Origin of the sequence: Akkermansia sp. RCC_12PD, assembly GCF_036417355.1 — a bacterium.
Lineage (GTDB): Bacteria > Verrucomicrobiota > Verrucomicrobiia > Verrucomicrobiales > Akkermansiaceae > Akkermansia.
In genome coordinates this window covers 1,058,843-1,078,393 of record NZ_CP143889.1, presented here as the reverse complement: position 1 = coordinate 1,078,393, position 19,551 = coordinate 1,058,843, and the positions used below count along the sequence as shown (strand labels likewise).

Sequence of the window (19,551 nt, the reverse complement as noted above, 5' to 3'; positions counted from 1 at the left end):
GTGAAAAGGGCCATGAAGACTCTGATTGCAAGAAGGCTTTTGAAAAGAAAAAAACTGCTTTGCACGGTGGCTGGACTTGCCGTTGCATGGCTGTTTATCTGGTATGCGCTTCCGTGGTTCTTTCCCGGACCGGAAGGCCTGGTGCATCCGGAAAAGCCGGGAGCCGTCGTGTTGGACAGGGACGGAGGCAGAATCGCCACCCTGCCGGGACGGGATTATTACCATTGTGAACCTGTCCCGCTGCGTGCCGTGCCGGAAATGCTGGTCAAAGCCACGTTGGCTGCGGAAGACAAGCGGTTTTACAGCCACGGAGGGGCGGATTTTCTGGCATTGGGCCGCGCCGTCGTGACAAATGCCGCGGGCGGGGAAATCGTGTCCGGCGCATCCACCATCACCCAGCAGCTTGCCAAAAATGCCAATCGTCCAGGCAAAAGAAATCTGGCCTCAAAAATGAGGGAATTTTTTCAAGCCCGGCGTCTGGAAATGACCATGAGCAAAGAGGAGATTCTGGAGGCCTACTTCAATCGTCTGGATTACGGCAATTTGCGTCGCGGGCCTGCGGCTGCGGCCCGTTTTTACTTTGGAAGGAACATGGACCATCTTTCCCTGGCGGAATGTGCCCTGCTGGCGGGCCTGCCCCAGGGGCCGTCGCGTCTGAATCCCCTCAACTACCCGGACCGGGCCCTGGAACGCCGGAACCGCGTTCTCCGCAGAATGAAGGAGGAAGGCATGTTTCCCGGAGAGATGCTGGACCGCGCCTTGCAGGAACCCCTGTTCAGTTCCGGAACGGAAAAGCGCCGTCAGGCGCTGGCTCCCCACGTGACGGCCTCCTTTCTCCGTGCCTTCCGGACCGGGGAAGTTCATACCACGCTGGATTCCGACTTGCAGCGCGGAGTTCAGGAAATCGTAGGGAGGGAACTGGCGAATCTTGAGGACCACCATGTGACCCAGGCTGCCGTGGTGGTGGTGGAAAACGCTACGGGAGACATTCTCTGCCTGGTTGGTTCCGCGAACAGAAAGCATCCGCAGGGGGGGGCTTCTGGATGGAACATCCATGCCGCGCTCCCCCGGGTCCGCCCTGAAACCGTTCGTGTATGCTCAGGCATTCACCCTGGGGGCGTATCCGGGAACCGTTCTGCCGGATGTCCCGACCACGTACAGGAGTGCGCACGGCCTGGAAGCGCCGCAGAATTACAACAAGACCTACATGGGACCCATTTCCATCAGAAAGGCGCTGGCATGCTCCCAGAACATTCCCGCCATGCGGGCTCTGGGCTCGTTCGGCGGCCCGTCCCGCCTGTTGAAATTGTTGAAGGAACTGGGCATGCAGGGCATTGACGGGAATGCCCTGCATTACGGCCTGGGGCTGGCTATCGGAAATGCGGAAGTGACTCTGAGGGACCTGACGGCCGCATACGCCTGCCTGGCCCGCGAAGGAAAGGCCGTCACTTTGAATCTGGAGAAGGCTCCGGTGGCAGAATCTTTTCCGGAGCGGCCGGTATTGCCCGCGGCTTCGTGCTTTCTGGTAGCGGACATTCTGGCGGACCGGGAAGCGCGCCGGGCTACGTTCGGCGATCATGAAATGATGAATCTTCCCTTCCGTTACGCGTGCAAGACGGGCACTTCTTCCGATTTCCGCGACAACTGGTGCGTGGGCTTTACCCGTGAAATTACGGTTGGCGTCTGGGTGGGCAATTTTGACGCTTCCCCCATGAGGCAGGTAGGGGGCATGACGGGCGCGGGGCCCATTTTTGCCGGAGTGATGAAACTGGCGCACCGGAACAGGAAAGCGACCTTTCCGCAGCCCGGTGCGGACTTGGTGCGCATCCGCATTGATTCCCGCACCGGAAAGCGCACCGGGGCCATGCAAATACCTGCCGCCTATGTGCGGGAAGAGTGGGCATCCCCGGCGAACATGCCGGGAGAAGCTTCCCCCGGAGATTACGATGCGCGGGGAAGGGCTTATCTGGACAGCCGTTATACGGAATGGTTCACCAGCCCGTCCTGCACGGCGGCGGATGCCTGGTGCCTGCTGCCCGAATACTGGTCCGGAGAACCTCCCCGCGTCCTGGTTCCCCGGGACGGCTCCCGCCTGATCCTGGACCCGGAAATGCCCGGGGGCGGGCGCATGCTCAAATTGCGGTCCAACCTGCCCATGGGAGCTCTCTGGTCATGTCCCACGCTGGAAATCGTGCAATACGGAGATGAAGCCCATGCGGTGCTGGCGCCCGGTACGCACGTCATTACCGTGCGGCATCCGGAATTGAATCTGGAACAAAGTTCAACCTTTTCCGTCAGGGAATTGTGACTTGATCACGTTTAATGGTTCCCGGCGCGGGTCCCCCCGGACGGGAATGCCGTTCAGTCCAGCGGCAGAATGGAAGTAACCAGCATTTTGAAGCGTTCCCTGGCTATGACGGAGTGGGGAACTCCGGCCGGGATCATCAGCGCTTCTCCCTGGGACAAATCTGCTTCCGCATTGCCTATGGTGAAGTAGGCGGTACCGTCCACGACCTGGACGAGAGCAGGCCCCGGAGTCTGATGGGTCGGCAGGAGCTGTTCATCGTCAAAGGCGAGAATGGTTATGTTGACTCCCTTGGAGCGCAACAGGGCCAGGCTGGTGATCTGCCCCTCGCGGTAATCGATCAGATCCGCATAATTAAAAGGCGACTGTTCAGGGATATGCTGCATTTCCGTCATGCAGGTTGGACACTTTCAAGGCCCTGCCCTGTTTCCTTCATGACGAAGCTTTTTGGAAAAAGGCCCGCTCCTGACCCAAGAGCGGGCCTTGGCATTCAGCATTCATATGGTGCGTGCTTACAGATTCAACATCCTGATTTCATAGGCGTGGGGTCGGTAGTTAGTAAACAGCAATCGCCTTATACCCAAAATAACTCTGCTGTTTCAAGTTAATTCTGAAGAATCGCGGCAGATGGAGCCGGAAGGTTCCGGCCGCGGAACTTCCCGGTTATTTCCGGGGACGGTGCCGCCCGTTTTTCCTCTTCACAATTTTCTTCCCGGGACTTTCCTGGTTCTCCCTGGGAACGATGGCAAAGTCCGCCCATTGCTGTTCCCGGTCCACCTTCACGGGAATTACGGGCACGCGCAGGCCTGCGCACAGGACGAATCCCTGATCGTTTTTCCAGCGGTTGGCGAAGGCTTCATACACCCATCGTCCGCCCGGAAGCTTGTCCGGCTTGACCAGTCCCTTGATCTGGAGGCGCGGAATTTCCAGCAGAATGCCGAAGTGGCGCGTGTCCGTAATCAGGGCGTCGTGCACTTCCGGATGGTCTGCGAAACACTGGCCTTCCAGCCATTCAAAAAGCTTCATGCGGTTGGCATCCTTTTCCGCGCTGGCGGAAACGCGTTCCGTTTCGGAAATATGTTCCGCCGCTTCCTCCAGAGCCGCTACGCTGCCGGGGCCTTTTGCCCCTTTCGGCGGGTTGGCCAGCAGGGGATCCAGGGAACGGTGCACCACCAGGTCTGCATAACGGCGGATAGGGCTGGTGAAGTGGCAATAATTGGGGGTAGCCAGCCCGTAGTGCCCCAGGGGTTCCGTATCGTATCTGGCGCGCATCAGGCTTTTCAGCAGGGCCAGCTTGAGAAGCTGTTCGTCCGGGGAGCCCTTGATGGACTGCATCAGTTCATTCAGGTACTGGCGCTGGCCGATGTCATGAACGGGATGGCCGTACAGCCTGCAAAGCTGGCCGAATTCGAACAGTTTGGCGGCATCAGGTTCCTCATGAACGCGGTAAATCGTGGGGCGGTTGCGGTTTTTCAGGGTCAGGGCCACGGCTTCATTGGCTGCCAGCATGCATTCTTCAATCAACTGGTGGCTTTCGTCGTATTCCTCCGTGACGATGTCCGTCACGCGGCCGTCCTTGTCCATGACGGCGCGCACTTCCGGGAAGTCCAGGTCCAGCGCTCCTTTCGCATAACGGTTGCGGCGCAGGATGGAGGCCAGCTTCCATGCCTCCTTGACCAGCGCGGGAATTCCCGCCTTGTCGCGGCCGTTCATCATGGCGAACGCTTCCTGGTAGGTAAGCCGGGCGCTGCTGCGGATATAGGCGTCCGCAAAGCGGGCGTGGAGCATTTTCCCCTTTTTGTTGAATTTCATCTCACAGGCCTTTGTCAGCCTCACAACGCCCGGCCTCAGGCTGCACAAATCGTCGGAAAGGCGCGGGGGAAGCATGGGCAGCACGCGGTCCGGAAGGTAGGTGGAATTGCCCCGTTTGCGCGCTTCCCGGTCCAGAGCGCCGCCTGGCTGAACAAAGTGGGAGACGTCCGCAATGTGGACGGCCAGCACCCACCCTTCCGGCGTGGTCCTGATGGAAATGGCGTCGTCAAAATCCTTGGCGCTTGCCGGGTCAATGGTGATGACGGTCCGGTCCGTCCAGTCTTCCCGCCTGGCCAGTTCCCTGGCGGAGGGCTCTGCGGGCAGCGCGTCCGCTTCCTGAAGCGCTTCGGCGGGGAATTCCACGGGCAGGTCGTATTTTCTGATGACAGCTTCCATATCCACATGGGGTTCGTCCGCATAACCGAGCACTTCCACGATTTTCCCGCGCGGTGATTTCTTGTCGCCGCCGTAGGTGACCGGCTCCACGGAGACAAGCTGCCCCGGCAGTACTTCCATGGCGGGGGCTTCCGTCAACTCGATGTATGCCGGAGACCCCGAACCGTCTCCCAGGACGCGCCCGAATTTGTTCTTTCCGGTGCGGAAAACGCCCAGCCAGCGGGATCGGGCGCGTTTCGTCACTTCCTCCACGCGCGCTTTCCAATTTGCGTCTGACGCGGAAGAACCGCTTCTGCGGTCGTTGCGCCTGCCTTTGGCTGCCTTGCGTTCCACGCGCATGGCCACCTGGTCTCCATCCAGGGCGGTATTCAACCGTTCGGGTTTGAGTTCCAGCTCCGGAATGGAATCCAGATCCCAGCCCATGGCCGCCGCTGCGGAATCCCCCTTTTGGGGGAGAAAAAGAATTTTACCGGAACGCAGGATACGGATTTTGCCCTGTACCAAATCGCGCCGCTCCCTTTTCAGGGCATATTTGCCCTTTTGCAGGCGTACAAGCATGCCCTCTTCCTCCAACTGGTCCACCAGATTCCGAAGGTCCAGGCGCTGGCGGGAATCCACATTCAGGGCACGGGCCAGCTCTGACTTGCTCTGCGGTTCATAATGCCCGTCTTTCATGTGACGGAGCAGGCGGTCTTTGAGGGGAGTATTCATCTTGAAATGCCGGGAAGGGAGTCTTCCATTCCCATGAGCGCCATCATAAGGCGGTTTTTGTGCCGCTTCAAGGCGCGGGCGGTGCATTCTGCGTTCATCTGCGGCTTTTGGCATGCTGCCGCATATCCCGTTTTCACGGGCTTTGTCCGCAACCCTTGATTTTATGTTTTAAATGAATAATATATTGACAAATTTTTGATTCTGCGTAATTTAAAAACAGTTTACCTGAAGTTTCCCATGAAAACATTCCTTTGCCTGTTATTGATCAGCTGCACCCTGACGTTCAATAGCCTGGCGTCCAAGGGCGTTGAAATAAAACATGAAACCCAGTTTTGCGCGGCGGAAGTGTACTTCAAATACCCCGATCTCAACCCTCCCCAGGAGGAGATTGACAAAAGCAACAGGGAAAGAACGACCGTCACCCTCCGGGAATACATCACCCTGACCGCCACCCTGGACGGCAAAAAACTTCCCGAAGGAACCCGGTGCAGCTGGACCGCCGTTGAAGGGGAGGAGTATTTCAAGCTTGAAAAAAATGAGTTTCGGTCAGATCAAATAACCGTCAACATCAATACCCTGGCCAAAGAGCAGCAAAAGATCAAGGTGAAGGCGGAAGTGGACGGAGTGGAGCAGGAGATCGAATTCACCCTCATCCCTCCCAAGGGCCTGACCTACGCGGGGGCGGAGAGCCCTTTCCAGAAAGCGCTGGATGAAGCGGCTAAAATTAAATGCACCACAGGGCTGAGCGCTCTCAGAATCCTGCGCATCTTTCCCTTGAATGTCAGCTTCACCAATCTCTACTCCCTGGAGCAGCATGCCGGTTATGATCCCGAACCTCTTCCGGATCATCCCCTGGTCAGCGAGCACAAGGTTTCAGCGAACCCCGCCCGGGTTTCCGTAACCAATGAAATTTATGACAGCACCAATTGCCTGTATCGCCCGGAGGACATTGACGCGTTCACGGGTTCCATCAGCTGGACGTGGAAGTGCCGCTGGCAAATATTCGGATGCACGGGTGAAGTAAAAGAAGACAAGTACACGAAAGAAAGAATTCTCTGGGATTTTAACACGGATCAGATTTTCACCATCAGGCGTGATCCTGTGACGGGAACGGTTCATTACCAGATCCAGAAGTTCAAGGGATTGAATAAAAAAGATCCGGGCATCGTCACCGCAACAAGCAACTAACTTCCTTTATGAAACACTATTTGCCCCTCTGTATTTCATTCTTCCTCCTCTTTTCCTCCGGAAGCCGGGGGGATGAAGCTGCGTACAACGACCTTCCCTCCTTCATGGACATCCGGTCCGACCAATTGGGCGAAGAGGCCCGGCATCTGAAAGGCCTGCTGGACCAGGGAAAGCTGGGCGACTTCTACCAGCAGGCCCTGCCCGTGATCGACAGGGACTTGCTTGACGAGGACGGCCGGATGTCTCCCGCCGACCTGGAAAACTCCCTGTTCATCAACAACATGGTCATCAAGGCGCCCTATCAGGACTACCGGCTCGACAATTTTTCCAACTGGATCAATGGAGCTGACCTGACTGCCAAATTTAAGGCAGGTATCAATTTTTCTAAAATTTACAAATATGTGCAGGACAACAAGAGGCTTAAGCAGGGCAAGGAACTCGCGAGGTTCTGCCTGGAAGCGGAGTTCGAATACGTCAAGCGGATGATGCTCCAGGGAGCTGCCGTCTACCGCTACATCGCGGGCTTGGAAAAGGCGCATGGAAAGTTCCATCCCGTGCGTCCGGTCGACACCTTGCCCTACTGGCGCTATGAAGAAGAACATAAGCTTGCCGTGGAGTCCCCGGAGGAAAGACGCCGTAACCGGATCGTTTACGAATGGAACGTGGACGGCCTGGTGCGTCTCCGCGAGTCCTTCCGCTGGTATATCAAAAACAGTGAGGGACTGCTTTTGAATATCGTTCTGAAACTTCACCCCGGGAACAGAACGCGCGTTCTGGAAAAATTGAGGGACTGCGGCTACAAAACGGACCGGGAGCTGGTGGAGTTCCTGGAGCGGACGGGAGGGATGGACAAGGATACCCGGTTCCTGTACTCTCCGGGGATGCTCCGGGAGTACAGGAGCATCAGGAAGGAGAATTGAATCATCCATGACCGCGAATGCTTTTTTGAGGATGCCGCTCCTCTGTATTTCAGCTTTTCTCCTCTTTTCCTCCGGAAGCCGGGGGGATGAAGCCGCGTACAACGACCTTCCCTCCTTCATGGACATCCGGTCCGACCAATTGGGCGAAGAGGCCCGGCATCTGAAAGGCCTGCTGGACCAGGGAAAGCTGGGCGACTTCTACCAGGAGGCCCTGCCCGTGATCGACAGGGACCTGCTTGACGAGGACGGCCGGATGTCTCCCTCCGACCTGGAAAACGCTCTGTTCATCAACAACATGGTCGTCAAGGCGCCCTATCAGGACTACCGGCTCGACAATTTTTCCAACTGGATCAATGGGGCTGACCTGACTGCCAAATTTAAGGCATATGGAAATCTTTCCAAAATTAAAAGATATGTACGGGATAACAAGAAGCTCAAGCAAGGGAAGGAGCTCGCGAGGTTTTGCCTGGAAGCGGAGTTCGAATATATCAAACGGATGATGCTCCGGGGAGCCGCCGTCTACCGCTACATCGCGGGCCTGGAAAAGGCGCATGGAAAGTTCCATCCCGTGCGTCCGGTCGACACCTTGCCCTACTGGCGCTATGAAGAAGAACACAAGCTTGTCGTGGAGGCGCCTGAGGAAAGACGCCGTAACCGGATCGTTTACGAGTGGAACGTAGACGGCCTGGTGCGTCTCCGCGAGTCCTTCCGCTGGTATATTAAACACAGGGAGGGTGCGCTTTTGAATATCGTTCTGGAACTCCATCCCGGAAGCAGAACGCGCGTTCTGGAAAAATTGAGGGACTGCGGCTACAAAACGGACCGGGAGCTGGTGGAGTTTCTGGAACGGACGGGAGGGATGGATAGGGATACCAAATTCCTGTACTCTCCGGGGATGCTCCGGGAGTACAGGAGCATCAGGAAGGAGAATTGAATCATTCCATGACCGCGAATGCTTTTTTGAGGACATTATGCGTTTTGTGCCTGACGCTCGGCATTTCCCGGGGTGGTGATTCTATGATCATAGAGAGGCTGTTGAAGGCGGATTATTCTTCAGTCATCATTGATGAAGTGAGGAATCAACTCCGGAAACAGCTTGATTCCGGCGCCCTTTCTCCAGAAAAAATCCGGGAGCTGGTACATGATCCGGAGCTAGAGCAATTGTGCCATATCGGACAATTTTTCCGCCATGCCAGTCAAGGAAAGGCGTTTCAAACAACGGAACTCCGGGACCGGACATTCACCGGGTGGCTTGTCTCCCATCCGGAAGTTTTCCGAAAACTGGCCCATGCAGGGTACGCCCACCAGAACAGCCTGGCAATTCTCTACCGCCTGTGGAACAATGCAGACGGGAAGTTATACGGTGTTGACCTTAACATTGCCCTGGGGGCCTGTCTCATCGCTGATGTCTTCACGGTAGAGGAATGCATGGCCAGATACGGGTTTTACCAGGATTCCCATCATCACGGCAGGTGTTATCCGCAGGCCGATGATCTTGAACCATGGGAGTGGGCCGTGGTTCTGAGAGGAAAGGAGAGCCTGGAAGACCTGGCATGGGCCCAGCAGTTTATTGAAGGAAAGAATATCAAACCGGATCAGGCGGGGGGTAAATTTACCGGATTTATTCCCTACCGTAAAAAGAATCACAAGGGAATCAGCGTGCATGCCGGGGCAGCATTTTATGATAATAAACCCATTACCCTTAAGCTTTACACGGAATACGGCGGCGTGTGCGGAGCCGTCTCCAAGGGAGCCGCAGGTTTTTTAAGGGCCAAAGGCGTTCCGGCGTACCCCATCGGCCAGCCGGGCCATTGCGCCTTCATTTGGAAACATCCCAAGGGGCAATGGCTCATCGGCAACAATATTGGAGGATGGAACTGGGCCAACGGAGGAAATAAACTGCCGTGGAAAGGCCCCGTGCAGATCATCACCGCTCTCTGCGCCTTTTGGCAGAGTCCGCAGGCCCGGGAATCTTCCTTGATGTATGATTTATCGTTTTATTCCCGGAATCCGCAGCATGTGGAGCTGCTGCTTCAAGAGGCTTGCCGGACTAATCCCTGCAATTACCCGGCATGGGCGCGTTATTTGGGCATCAAGGCGGGAGGCGTGAGCGATAAAAAGAAGCTGGAGTACCTCATCCAGTTCAGCAAGGCGATGCCCCGGGAACATAACCTGATTCATTACGTGGCGAATCATGTTTTGAAGATTAACCCTGAAAAGGTGAATCCCTATGAAGTGTACGCCTGCGGGGTCAGCCCGGACGGTACGCCCGGAGCAGAGGAACTTTTCATCCGGCAATTTTGGAAAAAACTGACTGCTGATTGCCCTGAGATCAAGACCCATGCTGTTTACAAAGAAGGAACTACAGGAGACTTTTTGAGTTTGTGGCTGGAAAAATCAAAAAATGTCAAATGGAATTCTAAAACAAAAAGCAAAGCCGGCAGGGCTTTCCAGCAAGCTTTGCTGGCTTTGGCTGACAAGGAAAAAACTTTTATCAAAGTGATCAAAAGCTATCGCCGGTTTCTCATCATGTGGGATGATGAGAAATACATGATGCAGGCACACGAATTTGTGCAGGATCATTTAAAAAATGTCACCAACGAATCAGTTAAAAAGGAGATGGCCGGCATGGGAAGAAAAATGGGCGTTCTTTTAAAAAATGACAAAATATTAAAGATGTATGATAAAATCCCGGGAATCTAAAGGCGGATCAACTATTTTTCAGTGCGGCGTTATTCGGGCCGGAGCGTTCCTTCTGTAGTTCCGAGCTGTTCCGCGACGTCCAGTTCCCGGATGAGCCGTGCAGCCGTGCAGGCGCCGTCCAGAAGCCCCCGGTAGCGGGACACCAGCAGGCGCGTTTTCTCCGGCGAATCATCCAGCAGTTCCACGCGGAAGCGGAAAAGGCCCTGGCGGCGGAAGTCCCGGAAAAAGCCGGCTCCCGTCTGGGCGCGTCCGTTGAACAGGGTATTCCGGCACCCGGCGTCCGCCAGCAGGGGATGAAGCTGGCCCACGCGGTCCCGCAGCTGCACATGATACCGTTCGCAGGGACGGCCGCAGTTTTTATAATTGGCGCCGTCCGAAAGGAAGGTGCAGAACACGCAGTGCTCCATATGGAACATGGGCATGTGCTGGTGCAGCGTCAGTTCAAACCATTCCGGCGGCGCGGCGCGGAGCAGATCCGCCACCTGCCCGGCGTTCAGGTCATAGGAAATGGTGAGGAATTCCAGATTACCCTGTTCCTTCAGGATGGCCGCGCTGCAAGGATTGGCCACGTTCAGGGAGAAGTCTCCGATGCGGCGCAGGGGGGAATGGCGGAAGTACTGGGCCGCGCCCAGGTTGCGGATCAGCACGCCGTCAGCCTCCGCACGTTCCATGAGCTTGAAGTACCCGGCTTCCGAGGTCTTTTGGATGCGGGGAGTCGCCAGGAAGACGGGAACGCTTTTTCCGTGCCGCCGGGCGGCCTGCACTCCCGCCGCGTAATCCCGGAGGTCTTCAAAGTCCAGATAGACGGCGTCCGCCCCGGCGTCCAGCGCGGCGGGTATCTGCTCCGGTCTGCGGCACAGCACGGATAAATGCGGCGGCAGGGCCTGAGCGGCGGCTGGCGGAGGGAACTCAGGAAGGAGGAAAGGAGCCGGAAGGCGTCGGGAGGCGGCTTCCTTCTTCTGCCGGGCCGCTTGAACTTGTTCCACCAGGGCCCGCCGCGTTTGATTGAGGATGCTGAGCGGGAGCATCAGCCCTTCCGGCAGGCGGCATTTGCAGGAGGCCAGGCGGAACCCTGTTCCTCCCAGCCTGCCGAGCTGCTGTTCCAGCACTTCAGAGGTCAAAGGACGCTTTTCCGCCGTTTGCAGCGGCTGGACGGATTGCACAGAACACCCGTATTCCGGGCAGGAAACCGTCAGGGGTTCCCCGGCGGATCCGGCGCATGCCAGATGGAGGGGAACGGCAGCCTCCGGCAGGTGGTCCCGCATTTTCTTCAGCTTCGCATTCAAGGCCGGATCATCCGTTTTCCAGAGCTTTTGCCCCGGTTTGACCCTGCTCCAGTCAATGGAGGAGGCCTTTCCGTGAAAGAAAAGGCGGTTTCTCTGCACCTTCCAGATGCGGCCGCCCTGTTCTTCATTGCGGTCCTCCCCGGCGTCAATGACGAAGCCGTCGCCGGGCGCGAGTGGAACGTCCCCTTCCGGGCTGAGGTCCAGCCAGCCCCGGCCGCTGTCCACAATGACGCCTGCATAGGCGCCGCGCTTCTTGCCGTGGCGGCCGTGAGTCAGCCGCGGGTGGTCCGTGCCGTCCAGCCAGCCGGTGGAGAAACCGCGTGAAAATACCATTTGCAGTGCATAGCGGTCATGTGCGGTCACCATTTCCTTCACGGGTATTCCCGCGCAGGCGGCGTCCAGGGCCTTCCTGTAGGCGGCCGTTGCCGCCGCCACGTATTCCGGGCTTTTCAGCCGTCCCTCGATCTTGTAGCTTCTCACCCCCATGCGGACCAGCTCCGGAATGCGGTCCAGGGCGCACAAATCATTCGGGCTGAGTAGGTAGTGCCTTTCACCAAGAGGAACGGGTTTGCCGTCCACGACCAGAGTGTAGGGCAGCCGGCAGGCCTGCGCGCATTCCCCCCGGTTGGCGCTGCGCTGGCCCAGACTTTCCGACGTGAGGCACTGGCCGGAATAAGCCACGCAGAGCGCTCCGTGCACAAACACCTCCAGAGGAATATCGGTGTGCCGCACGCATTGTTCTATTTCCTTCAGGCTCAGTTCCCGCGCCAGCACGGCCTGTTTCAGGTCCAGGAAACCGGAGGCGAATTCCAGGCCTTCCGTGGAGGTAAGCGTCATTTGGGTGGAGGCGTGCAATTCCAGCTTCATGGCGGGGTCCTGCCTTCTCCATTCCGTCAGGCAGCGCGCAAGCCCGATGTCCTGCACGATCACGCCGTCCACCCCGGCGGCGTTCAAATGGCCCAGGTAGGCGAGGGCGTCCGCCAGTTCGGAGGTGAAGATGAGCGTGTTCATCGTCACGTATCCCTTCACGCCGTGTACATGGAGAAAACGCATCAGCTCCGGCAGGGAAGCCAGCGTGAAGTTGTTGGCGCGCAGGCGGGCGTTGAAGCGGTCCAGGCCGAAGTAAATGGCATCCGCGCCATTGGCGACGGCGGCACGGGCGCAGTCCATGTCTCCGGCGGGGGCCAGCAGTTCGGGGCGCACGTCGCCGGGGCGCAGGGAGGAAAGGGTGGTGTCGTCTTCGGGAATCACGGCCATGGGGAAGTTCTGTTTACTGGGAGGTACTGCGCTTTTCCGTGCGGCGGAGCAGGGCTTTCAGGTCTCCGAGCAGGAAGAGGGAACCGGCGGCCAGGGCGGGCAGGGAGGAGTCCGCCGCCTTGCGGAGCCCTTCGGAGAGGGAAGAATGAATAAAAACAGGTTCGGATACGAGGTTTTTCAGCAGGGCGCCCATGTCTTCCGCAGGCATGATGCGTGGGGATGAACAGGGCACCAGGTGCCATTCTCCCGCAATTTCCCGGAAAACGGGAATCATGTCCCGAATGTGCTTGTCCGCGGCTGCGGCAAAGACCAGAGCCGCCTTTTGTCCGGGAAATTCTTCGTTCCATGTGGCGGCCAGAACGCGGGCGGCGTGTTCATTGTGCGCTCCGTCCAGTACCAGGGGCGGCGTGCCGATGCGCTCGAACCTGCCGGGCCACTGCACGGATTTCAGGGCTTTATCTGCCAGGGTACTTTCCGGGAGGGCATTGAGCTGTTTCATTGTTTCAAGCGCAAGTGCAGCATTTTCAAGCTGATGCGTTCCGGGAAGAGAGGGCCGGGGAGTGTCGCTGTCCGCTCGCGCAACGGTAAGCGGGGAGAGCCGTTCCCGTGCCGTCCGTTCGATGACGGCTATGGCTTCCGGTTCCTGAACAGCGGTGACGACGGGCTTGCCGGAAGCAATGATCGCCGCCTTTTCTCCGGCAATTTCCGCAAGAGTGTTTCCCAGATACTGCTGGTGGTCCAGCCCGATGGGAGCCAGCACCGCGATGTCCTTGCGCAGGGCATTCGTGGCGTCCAGCCTGCCGCCCAGCCCCGTTTCCAGAATGATGAAATCTGCACTGTTCCTGATGAAGTGGCGCAGGGCGACGGCCAGGGCCAGTTCAAAGAAGGTGGGGGACTGTTCCCATCCTTCCACAAGGTTTTTCAGAAAGAGGATTTCTGCCGTCAGGGCGTCCCGGGGAATCATTTCCCCGTTCACGCGGATGCGTTCGGCAAACTCCACCAGATGGGGAGAAGTGAACAGGCCGGTTTTATAGCCTTTTGCACGCGCCAGCGCTTCAATCATGGCGCAGGTGGAACCCTTGCCGTTGGTGCCGGCCACGTGGACGACGATGGCGTCCGGGTGGTCTGCACCTGCCACCTGCAGCAGTTTCCGGGTGTTTTCAAGTCCCAGCTTGATTCCGAAGAATTGGGTGGAAAACAGCCAGTCAAGAGCGGCGGATACGTTCATGGGCGGCATTCTACCATGAGAGTCCCCCGGTTCAATCCCGGCGTGAGCCGTTCAACAAAATACCGCCGGGAACGGACGCGGCAAACACGAACAAGCTACCGTTGCTACCTCTCGGTCCTGGCGGGGTTTGCCAGTCGTGCCTCCACGGGTTCCCGGCGGCCTGGACAGTAAACTAGGTTTGCCGTGCAGTGTCAACCATCAAAGAGTTCATTTCCTCCTGGTGAAGGAGAGCAGAAGGGAGACCAGAAGGACCGCGCCGATAACAGTGGCCGCCGTGAAGAAAATTTGTTCCTCCTGTTTCAGGCGGCTGCGGTATTCCTCAATGCTCCCGTCCCTGATCCTCTGCAGGCTGTGTACTACCTTGGCCTGTTCCTCCACATTCGCCTCCGTCCGCATGGTCAGGCTTTCTTCATGGCTTACCGCCTGGTCGAACGGGGCGATCATGGCCTGGAATTCGGGATCCTCCGCTAGAATGGCCGTATCGTCATATTCCTCCGCCAGGGGGGAATTCATCGTGTCCCTGATGCTGGCAATCTGCCTGTCCACCTTGTTCTGGAACAGGGAAAGCTCCCTTTTCGCCTTTTCCCAGGCTTCCGTCTGCTGCCGGATCATGGCCTCCCCTTTCCGGGTAATGCGTTCCAGTTCCTGGGGAAGGCTGGTCTGGAGCTTGAGCAATTCCTGCCTGTTTTCCGTCACCTTGAATTCCTTGCTCTTCGTGTTGGAGGCTTCCGCACGCTGAATGCGGTCGATGTCCAGCCGAGTTTCCACCTGGCGGATTTGTTCCTGAAGCCGTGCCTGGGCGGCGGAAAGCTGTTGCCTGGTGGTATTCAGCTTGCTCTGGAGTTCTTCTACGTCCGCAGCACGTTTGTCGTATTGTTGCAGCAGCCGGGCAATCCGGTCTTCCGCAGTACGGGAATGGGGCGTCCCGGAAGAGGCGCGTGGTGTTTTTGAAACCGCCGCAGCCTTGTCCGCCTTTTCCATTTGGCCGTCCCAGTATTTCCGGACGGCTTCCTCCTTGCGCTGGATGGCCGCCTGGAGGCGCGCCGCCTGCTGTTCGTGGAGTTCCGCCAGTTCGTCAAAGCGCATTTGGGCCGCATCCAGTTCCGGATAGGGTTCCATTTCCAAGGCCTTGATTTCCTCATGCCGGGGCACGAGATCGGTTTGATAATAATTCCAGCCGTAATAACCTCCGGCGAGCAGCAGGATGAGAAGGAAGTAGCGCATAACTTGAAGTGGGACAGTAGGCAGTAGGTTCTGTCATAGTGGAAGCTTACCGGGCCTTTGCAAATCATAAAATGAGCCATCCGCTTCTTTTTTCATCCTCTTCAGGAGAGGTGATAAATCCGGTATGGAAAGGGCGTATCTTCCATTGAATTATACTTGCAGATTATGTCTATTTTTTCATCTCGCAGAGAATTTCTCAAATCCCTGGGGCTGGCCGCCGGAGCGGCTGCGGTCGGGAACGGTTTCACGGTACAGGCCCTGGATATTCCCTCGGAAGAGTGTCTTTGGAGCACTGGTGCTCCGGCGTCTTCCCGCCCCTCCGGTTCCGTGTACATGGGCGGGTTCCGGGCTCCCGCTCTGGACCGGGTCAGGATAGCTTTCATCGGCGTGGGTGGCCGCGGTTTCTCCCACCTGGCTCAGATGTGCGTGATGGACGGCGTGGAGATTACCGGCGTGTGCGACTTGAAGCGGGATCTGACGGAACGCGGAGTGGACAGGGTACGGAAAAAAACGGGGAAAAAGCCTGCGGGATATTCCGGCGGTGAAATGGAGTATCTCACCATGCTCCGCGAGCTGAAGCCGGATGCGGTCATCATCAGCACGGATTGGAGTTCTCATGCCCGCATCGCATGCGATAGCATGCGGAACGGAGCGCACGCCTTTGTGGAAGTGCCCATGGCCGTTTCCCTGGAAGAGCTCTGGAAGATCGTGGATACCAGTGAGGCAACGCAAAAACACTGCATGATGATGGAAAACGTCAATTACGGGCGCGACGAGCTCATGTTCCTCAACATGGTCCGGCAGGGAATGATTGGGGATCTGCTCCACGGTGAAGCCTCCTATATCCATTGCCTGGTGACGCAGTTGGGAGATACCCGCGGGGAGGGAGCCTGGCGGCCCGAGTACCATACCAGAATCAACGGCAACCTGTATCCCACGCATGGCCTGGGACCGGTGGCCCAATACATGAGCCTGGCGCGCAAGGACGACAATTTCAGCCGTCTGGCGGCGTTTGCCTCCCCGGCTCTGGGGCGTACGGCCTACGCCAAAAAGCATCTTCCTCCCGACCACCGCTGGAACCGCACGCCCTTTGTGTGCGGAGACATGAATACGGCGATTGTGAAAACGAATCTGGGACGGACCATCGTCGTTCAACTGGACGAAACGTCTCCCCGCCCCTATTCGCGTTCCAATCTGATTCAGGGAACTGGCGGCACCCTGGCGGGTTTTCCCACCCGCGTAGCCGGGGAGAAGCTGGGCAACGGCAATTATCACGAATGGATTCAGGGGAAGGACGGGCTGAAAGCTGTTTATGAGAAATATGACCATCCTCTCTGGAAGCGCATAGGAGATCTGGCCATGAAGATGGGCGGCCACGGGGGCATGGACTTCGTGATGCTGTACCGCATGGTGGAATGTCTGCGCCGCGGAGAGCCGATGGATCAGAACGTTTATGAAGGAGCCTACTGGTCCTCCCTGCTGCCCTTGACGGCGCACTCCATCGCGCAGGGCGGCGTTCCCGTGGAGTTTCCGGATTTCACCCGCGGCGGCTGGAAGACCACGGCTCCTCTGGCGGTTATTTCCTGAACCGGGTGTTTTTCCAGGGCGTCACCTCCACAAGGGCAAGAGTCTCATGGACGCAATTATACGGGCCATGAGGCTTGCTTGTGCGGGCGGAACAAGGAACATCCGGCTTGCCCGCCAGAGGGCAGTTAATCCGTTGTTCAGGATTGGCAAAGCAGTTTCTTCAATTCTTCCGGGCTCATGTTCATCAGCCATTGTTCCGGCCCTCCGGAGAACAGATCATCCGCCATGCGGCGTTTTTCCGTCAGCATGGCGTCAATGCGGTCTTCAATGGTACCGCGGCAAATCAGGTGGTGCACCAGAACATTGCGGTGCTGTCCGATGCGGTAGGCGCGGTCGGTCGCTTGGCTTTCCACGGCGGGATTCCACCAGCGGTCCACATGGATGACGTGGGAGGCCTGCGTCAGCGTCAGCCCGGTTCCCGCTGCTTTCAAGGACAGGATACAGAAGGGGGGACCTGATTCTTTTTGGAAGGAGGAGACGATGTTCTGCCGTTCCGGAATGGGCGTACCCCCATGCAATGTGAGGCCCGGACGGCCGAAAATCCCGGAAAGCAGGTCGTGCAGATGGGGGATGACGGAGCGGAACTGGGTGAACAGAATGACTTTTTCCTGTCGCGCCGCGATGGAGGAGCACAGATCCTGAAGACGGAGGAATTTTCCGGAGCGTTCCGGAAGATAATCGTCCGTACCCTGGAATTGGGCGGGATGGTTGCAGATTTGCTTGAGCCGTGCCAGCACGGGGAGGACGAGCATGAGACGTTTGGCCGGGTCCGGCTCGTCCAGCATCGCGTGCAGGGTGTCTATCTGGTGATGGTACAGAGCGGCCTGTTCCGGGGTCAATTGGCAGTAGGCGGGGATTTCCGTTTTGTCCGGCAGATCCGGAACCAGCGCCGGATCCGTTTTCATTCTGCGCAGAATAAAGGGGCGAATCAGGCGGCGGAGGGGGGCATATCCTTGTTCCAGGGAGCGGGTGAATTTCTCAAAACTCTTTCTGTTTCCAAGCAGTCCTGGATTCAGGAATTCCATCAGGCTCCAAATTTCATTCAGGGTGTTTTCCACGGGAGTTCCGGACAGGGCAATCCGCCTGTCTCCGTGCAGGGCGCGAATGGCGCGGGAACGCGCGGAAGAAGCATTTTTGACGGCTTGCGCCTCATCCAGAACAATGGCGGGAAAATGCAGGTCTGCCAGGGCTGGAGTACGCACGGCCATGCCGTAGGTAGTGATGACGGCGTGGCATGGGGTGTCCAGCGGGTTTGGGAAAGGCTGCCAGGAATCCGGAACGGAAGGGTGCATGATACGCAGGACGAGTTCCGGAGCGAAGCGTTCCGCTTCCTCTTTCCAGTTGCCCAGCAGGGAGGCCGGGGCAACGATGAGCGCCGGCACGGCCTCCAGTTTTTCCTGGCGTCTCAGCGTATCCAGCCATGCAATGGCCTGAAGGGTTTTTCCCAGTCCCATGTCGTCCGCCAGGCAGGCTCCGAATCCTCTTTCCGTGGTTCTGTACAGGAAAGAGAAGCCTTCCTTCTGGTAAGGCCGCAGAATCCTGTCCAAATGAGGCGGCAGTTCCGGCACGAGTACGGGGGAATTTCCCGCCAGCACGTCCAGGATGTTGCGGAGATTGCCGCCCGGTTCCATCAGGCAGTCTTCGTCCGGCTCCGGGAGTTCCGCCAGGCGGTCCGCAGGTCCGTTCACCAGCAGCCGCAGCCCCTGCACCAGGGGAATGCCCAGAGAACTCATCATGTGTGCCGCCCTGTTCCAGCGTTCCATGAGGTCTTTCACCTTTTGGGCGTCCACGCGAACCCACTCTCCCTTGAAACGGATAAGGCCGTCTCCGTTATTGAGCAGTTCTTCCAGTTCTTCCGGCGTGAGGTCCCTGCCACCCAGCGTGGCGGAAACGGAAAATTTCAACAGGGTGGAGATGGAAAGGCCGGAGGAATGGATGGCTTTTTCTCCGTCCGCCGTATCAGCCGTGACTTTCACCTGAAGCCTGGGAGGCGCCTTTTTCCACAGGTTCACCATGCGGACCATGATCCCCGCCCGCTCATAAAGGGAGCTGTCCTGCAGGAAGTCCCTGGCTTCCGAAGCGCTCCAGGCCAGGGGGGAGTATATTTTCCCGCTTTCCAGCAGGTTTTGGAGCAGCCGGCTTCCACGGGCGGCTTCCTGCAAAGGCTGGAGGACGGCGAGCAGGGCCGCATGATTGCCTTCATGAAGTTTCAGGGCGGAGGAAAGGGGCAGATGCCGTATCTGGTTGTCCGCCGCGCTTTGGTGCGCAAAAGTGGCCATAAAGGCGAAGGGGCGCAGCCCCGTGGAATCATCCCGGTTTTCCGCCAGATGAAAAAAACACTTTGCCAATCTGGTCCCAGGGCGCTCCCAGGGCCTTCAGCCATGCGGCAGGCGTGATGCCGCGTATGCCGGTTTCCTTTTTTACCAGGCGGCGGAAGTCTTCAAACCATCCGGAGATGACAGTGGGCGTGATGTATTCGCCGCCCGGCACGGGGGGGAACTGATCCGCCAGGGATACTCTTTCCGCAGCATTGGGAAGAAGGTGGTCCAGCACGCTGTCAACCTCGTCAGGCCGTTCGGCGGCGGCATGGGCCATGCGGGTGAGGGCCTGCCTTGCCATGGTTTTCATGAAAAAGGCCGCCGTACCCAGCGGCGTTTCCCAGCTGGAAGTGGCAAGAGCGTACAATCCCTGTCCGGAGCCTGCTTCAAACAGCCGGTCAAAAGGCGGGCTGGCCATTGCAGGCGCTCCGGATGGCAGGATGTGGAGGTCGTCCATGTTTCTGTTTCGCTCCGGTACTGCATGATGGGGTTCCGGCTGCATAGCTCTATGATTATAACATGGGCCTGCGGTGCGTTCAATCGCTCCCTGTGTTTCTGCAAGGACGCCGCAGAAAACGAAAGGGACGGAAACACGGTCTGAGAAAAACTCTGACAC

14 protein-coding genes, 1 other RNA gene and 1 pseudogene are annotated in these 19,551 nt (G+C 57.9%); 7 read left to right on the top strand and 9 right to left on the bottom strand.

Translation table 11 applies throughout. The annotated features are described in order from the left end of the window. Positions 1–12: 12 nt before the first annotated feature. Positions 13–708, top strand: a pseudogene (locus V3C20_RS04455) (biosynthetic peptidoglycan transglycosylase); the annotation flags it as partial. A gap of 346 nt (positions 709–1,054) precedes the next feature. Further along, positions 1,055–2,308 (top strand): penicillin-binding transpeptidase domain-containing protein, encoded by a 1,254-nt coding sequence (locus V3C20_RS04450; protein ID WP_330935426.1) that lies wholly within the window; start codon positions 1,055–1,057, stop codon positions 2,306–2,308. Positions 2,309–2,361: 53 nt separating this feature from the next. On the opposite strand, the gene V3C20_RS04445 is transcribed toward V3C20_RS04450, so the two are convergent. Further along, positions 2,362–2,691 carry a cupin domain-containing protein gene (locus tag V3C20_RS04445; RefSeq protein ID WP_161981489.1) on the bottom strand — a complete coding sequence of 110 codons (330 nt, stop codon included), beginning with the start codon at positions 2,689–2,691 and terminating at the stop codon, positions 2,362–2,364. A gap of 277 nt (positions 2,692–2,968) precedes the next feature. Further along, positions 2,969–5,224 carry a VacB/RNase II family 3'-5' exoribonuclease gene (locus V3C20_RS04440; protein WP_161981393.1) on the bottom strand — a complete coding sequence of 752 codons (2,256 nt, stop codon included), beginning with the start codon at positions 5,222–5,224 and terminating at the stop codon, positions 2,969–2,971. 237 nt (positions 5,225–5,461) lie between these two features. Between V3C20_RS04440 and V3C20_RS04435 the strand changes: the two genes are divergently transcribed. The 3 genes from V3C20_RS04435 to V3C20_RS04425 are packed head-to-tail and all read left to right on the top strand — an operon-like array spanning position 5,462 to position 8,266. Next, positions 5,462–6,412 carry a hypothetical protein gene (locus tag V3C20_RS04435; RefSeq protein WP_130084407.1) on the top strand — a complete coding sequence of 317 codons (951 nt, stop codon included), beginning with the start codon at positions 5,462–5,464 and terminating at the stop codon, positions 6,410–6,412. A gap of 8 nt (positions 6,413–6,420) precedes the next feature. Next, on the top strand, positions 6,421–7,332 hold the full coding sequence (locus tag V3C20_RS04430) for a hypothetical protein (RefSeq protein ID WP_130084406.1): 912 nt from the start codon (positions 6,421–6,423) through the stop codon (positions 7,330–7,332). 31 nt (positions 7,333–7,363) lie between these two features. Beyond that, complete coding sequence (locus tag V3C20_RS04425; protein ID WP_130084405.1) at positions 7,364–8,266, top strand: hypothetical protein; 903 nt, start codon at positions 7,364–7,366, stop codon at positions 8,264–8,266. A gap of 422 nt (positions 8,267–8,688) precedes the next feature. Here the strand turns inward: V3C20_RS04425 and V3C20_RS04420 are convergent, their stop codons facing one another. Next, positions 8,689–8,997: a hypothetical protein gene (locus V3C20_RS04420; protein ID WP_130084404.1), complete on the bottom strand. Its 309-nt coding sequence runs from the start codon at positions 8,995–8,997 to the stop codon at positions 8,689–8,691. Between the two features lie 252 nt (positions 8,998–9,249). Here V3C20_RS04420 and V3C20_RS04415 point away from each other — a divergent pair, with 252 nt between their 5' ends. Beyond that, positions 9,250–10,035 (top strand): hypothetical protein, encoded by a 786-nt coding sequence (locus V3C20_RS04415; RefSeq protein ID WP_130084403.1) that lies wholly within the window; start codon positions 9,250–9,252, stop codon positions 10,033–10,035. Between the two features lie 29 nt (positions 10,036–10,064). Here V3C20_RS04415 and V3C20_RS04410 read toward each other — a convergent pair whose 3' ends face one another. From V3C20_RS04410 to V3C20_RS04395, 4 genes are all read right to left on the bottom strand, one after another. Then, the gene (locus V3C20_RS04410) at positions 10,065–12,578 is read right to left on the bottom strand and encodes a U32 family peptidase (RefSeq protein ID WP_162851518.1); all 2,514 of its coding nucleotides are present in this window, start codon (positions 12,576–12,578) and stop codon (positions 10,065–10,067) included. 13 nt (positions 12,579–12,591) lie between these two features. Further along, on the bottom strand, positions 12,592–13,806 hold the full coding sequence (locus V3C20_RS04405; protein ID WP_161981392.1) for a folylpolyglutamate synthase/dihydrofolate synthase family protein: 1,215 nt from the start codon (positions 13,804–13,806) through the stop codon (positions 12,592–12,594). A gap of 62 nt (positions 13,807–13,868) precedes the next feature. After that, an RNA gene (ffs, locus tag V3C20_RS04400) (signal recognition particle sRNA small type) lies at positions 13,869–13,962 on the bottom strand. Between the two features lie 51 nt (positions 13,963–14,013). Next, positions 14,014–15,030, bottom strand: coding sequence for a hypothetical protein (locus V3C20_RS04395; protein WP_130084401.1), 1,017 nt, complete (start codon positions 15,028–15,030; stop codon positions 14,014–14,016). A 165-nt stretch (positions 15,031–15,195) separates the two neighbouring features. Here V3C20_RS04395 and V3C20_RS04390 point away from each other — a divergent pair, with 165 nt between their 5' ends. After that, complete coding sequence (locus V3C20_RS04390; RefSeq protein ID WP_130084400.1) at positions 15,196–16,617, top strand: Gfo/Idh/MocA family oxidoreductase; 1,422 nt, start codon at positions 15,196–15,198, stop codon at positions 16,615–16,617. 137 nt (positions 16,618–16,754) lie between these two features. Here the strand turns inward: V3C20_RS04390 and V3C20_RS04385 are convergent, their stop codons facing one another. Next, on the bottom strand, positions 16,755–18,965 hold the full coding sequence (locus tag V3C20_RS04385; protein WP_330935425.1) for a DEAD/DEAH box helicase: 2,211 nt from the start codon (positions 18,963–18,965) through the stop codon (positions 16,755–16,757). Then, positions 18,925–19,392: a hypothetical protein gene (locus tag V3C20_RS04380; RefSeq protein ID WP_330935424.1), complete on the bottom strand. Its 468-nt coding sequence runs from the start codon at positions 19,390–19,392 to the stop codon at positions 18,925–18,927. The genes V3C20_RS04385 and V3C20_RS04380 overlap by 41 nt, the downstream gene beginning before the upstream one ends. Positions 19,393–19,551: the final 159 nt, after the last annotated feature.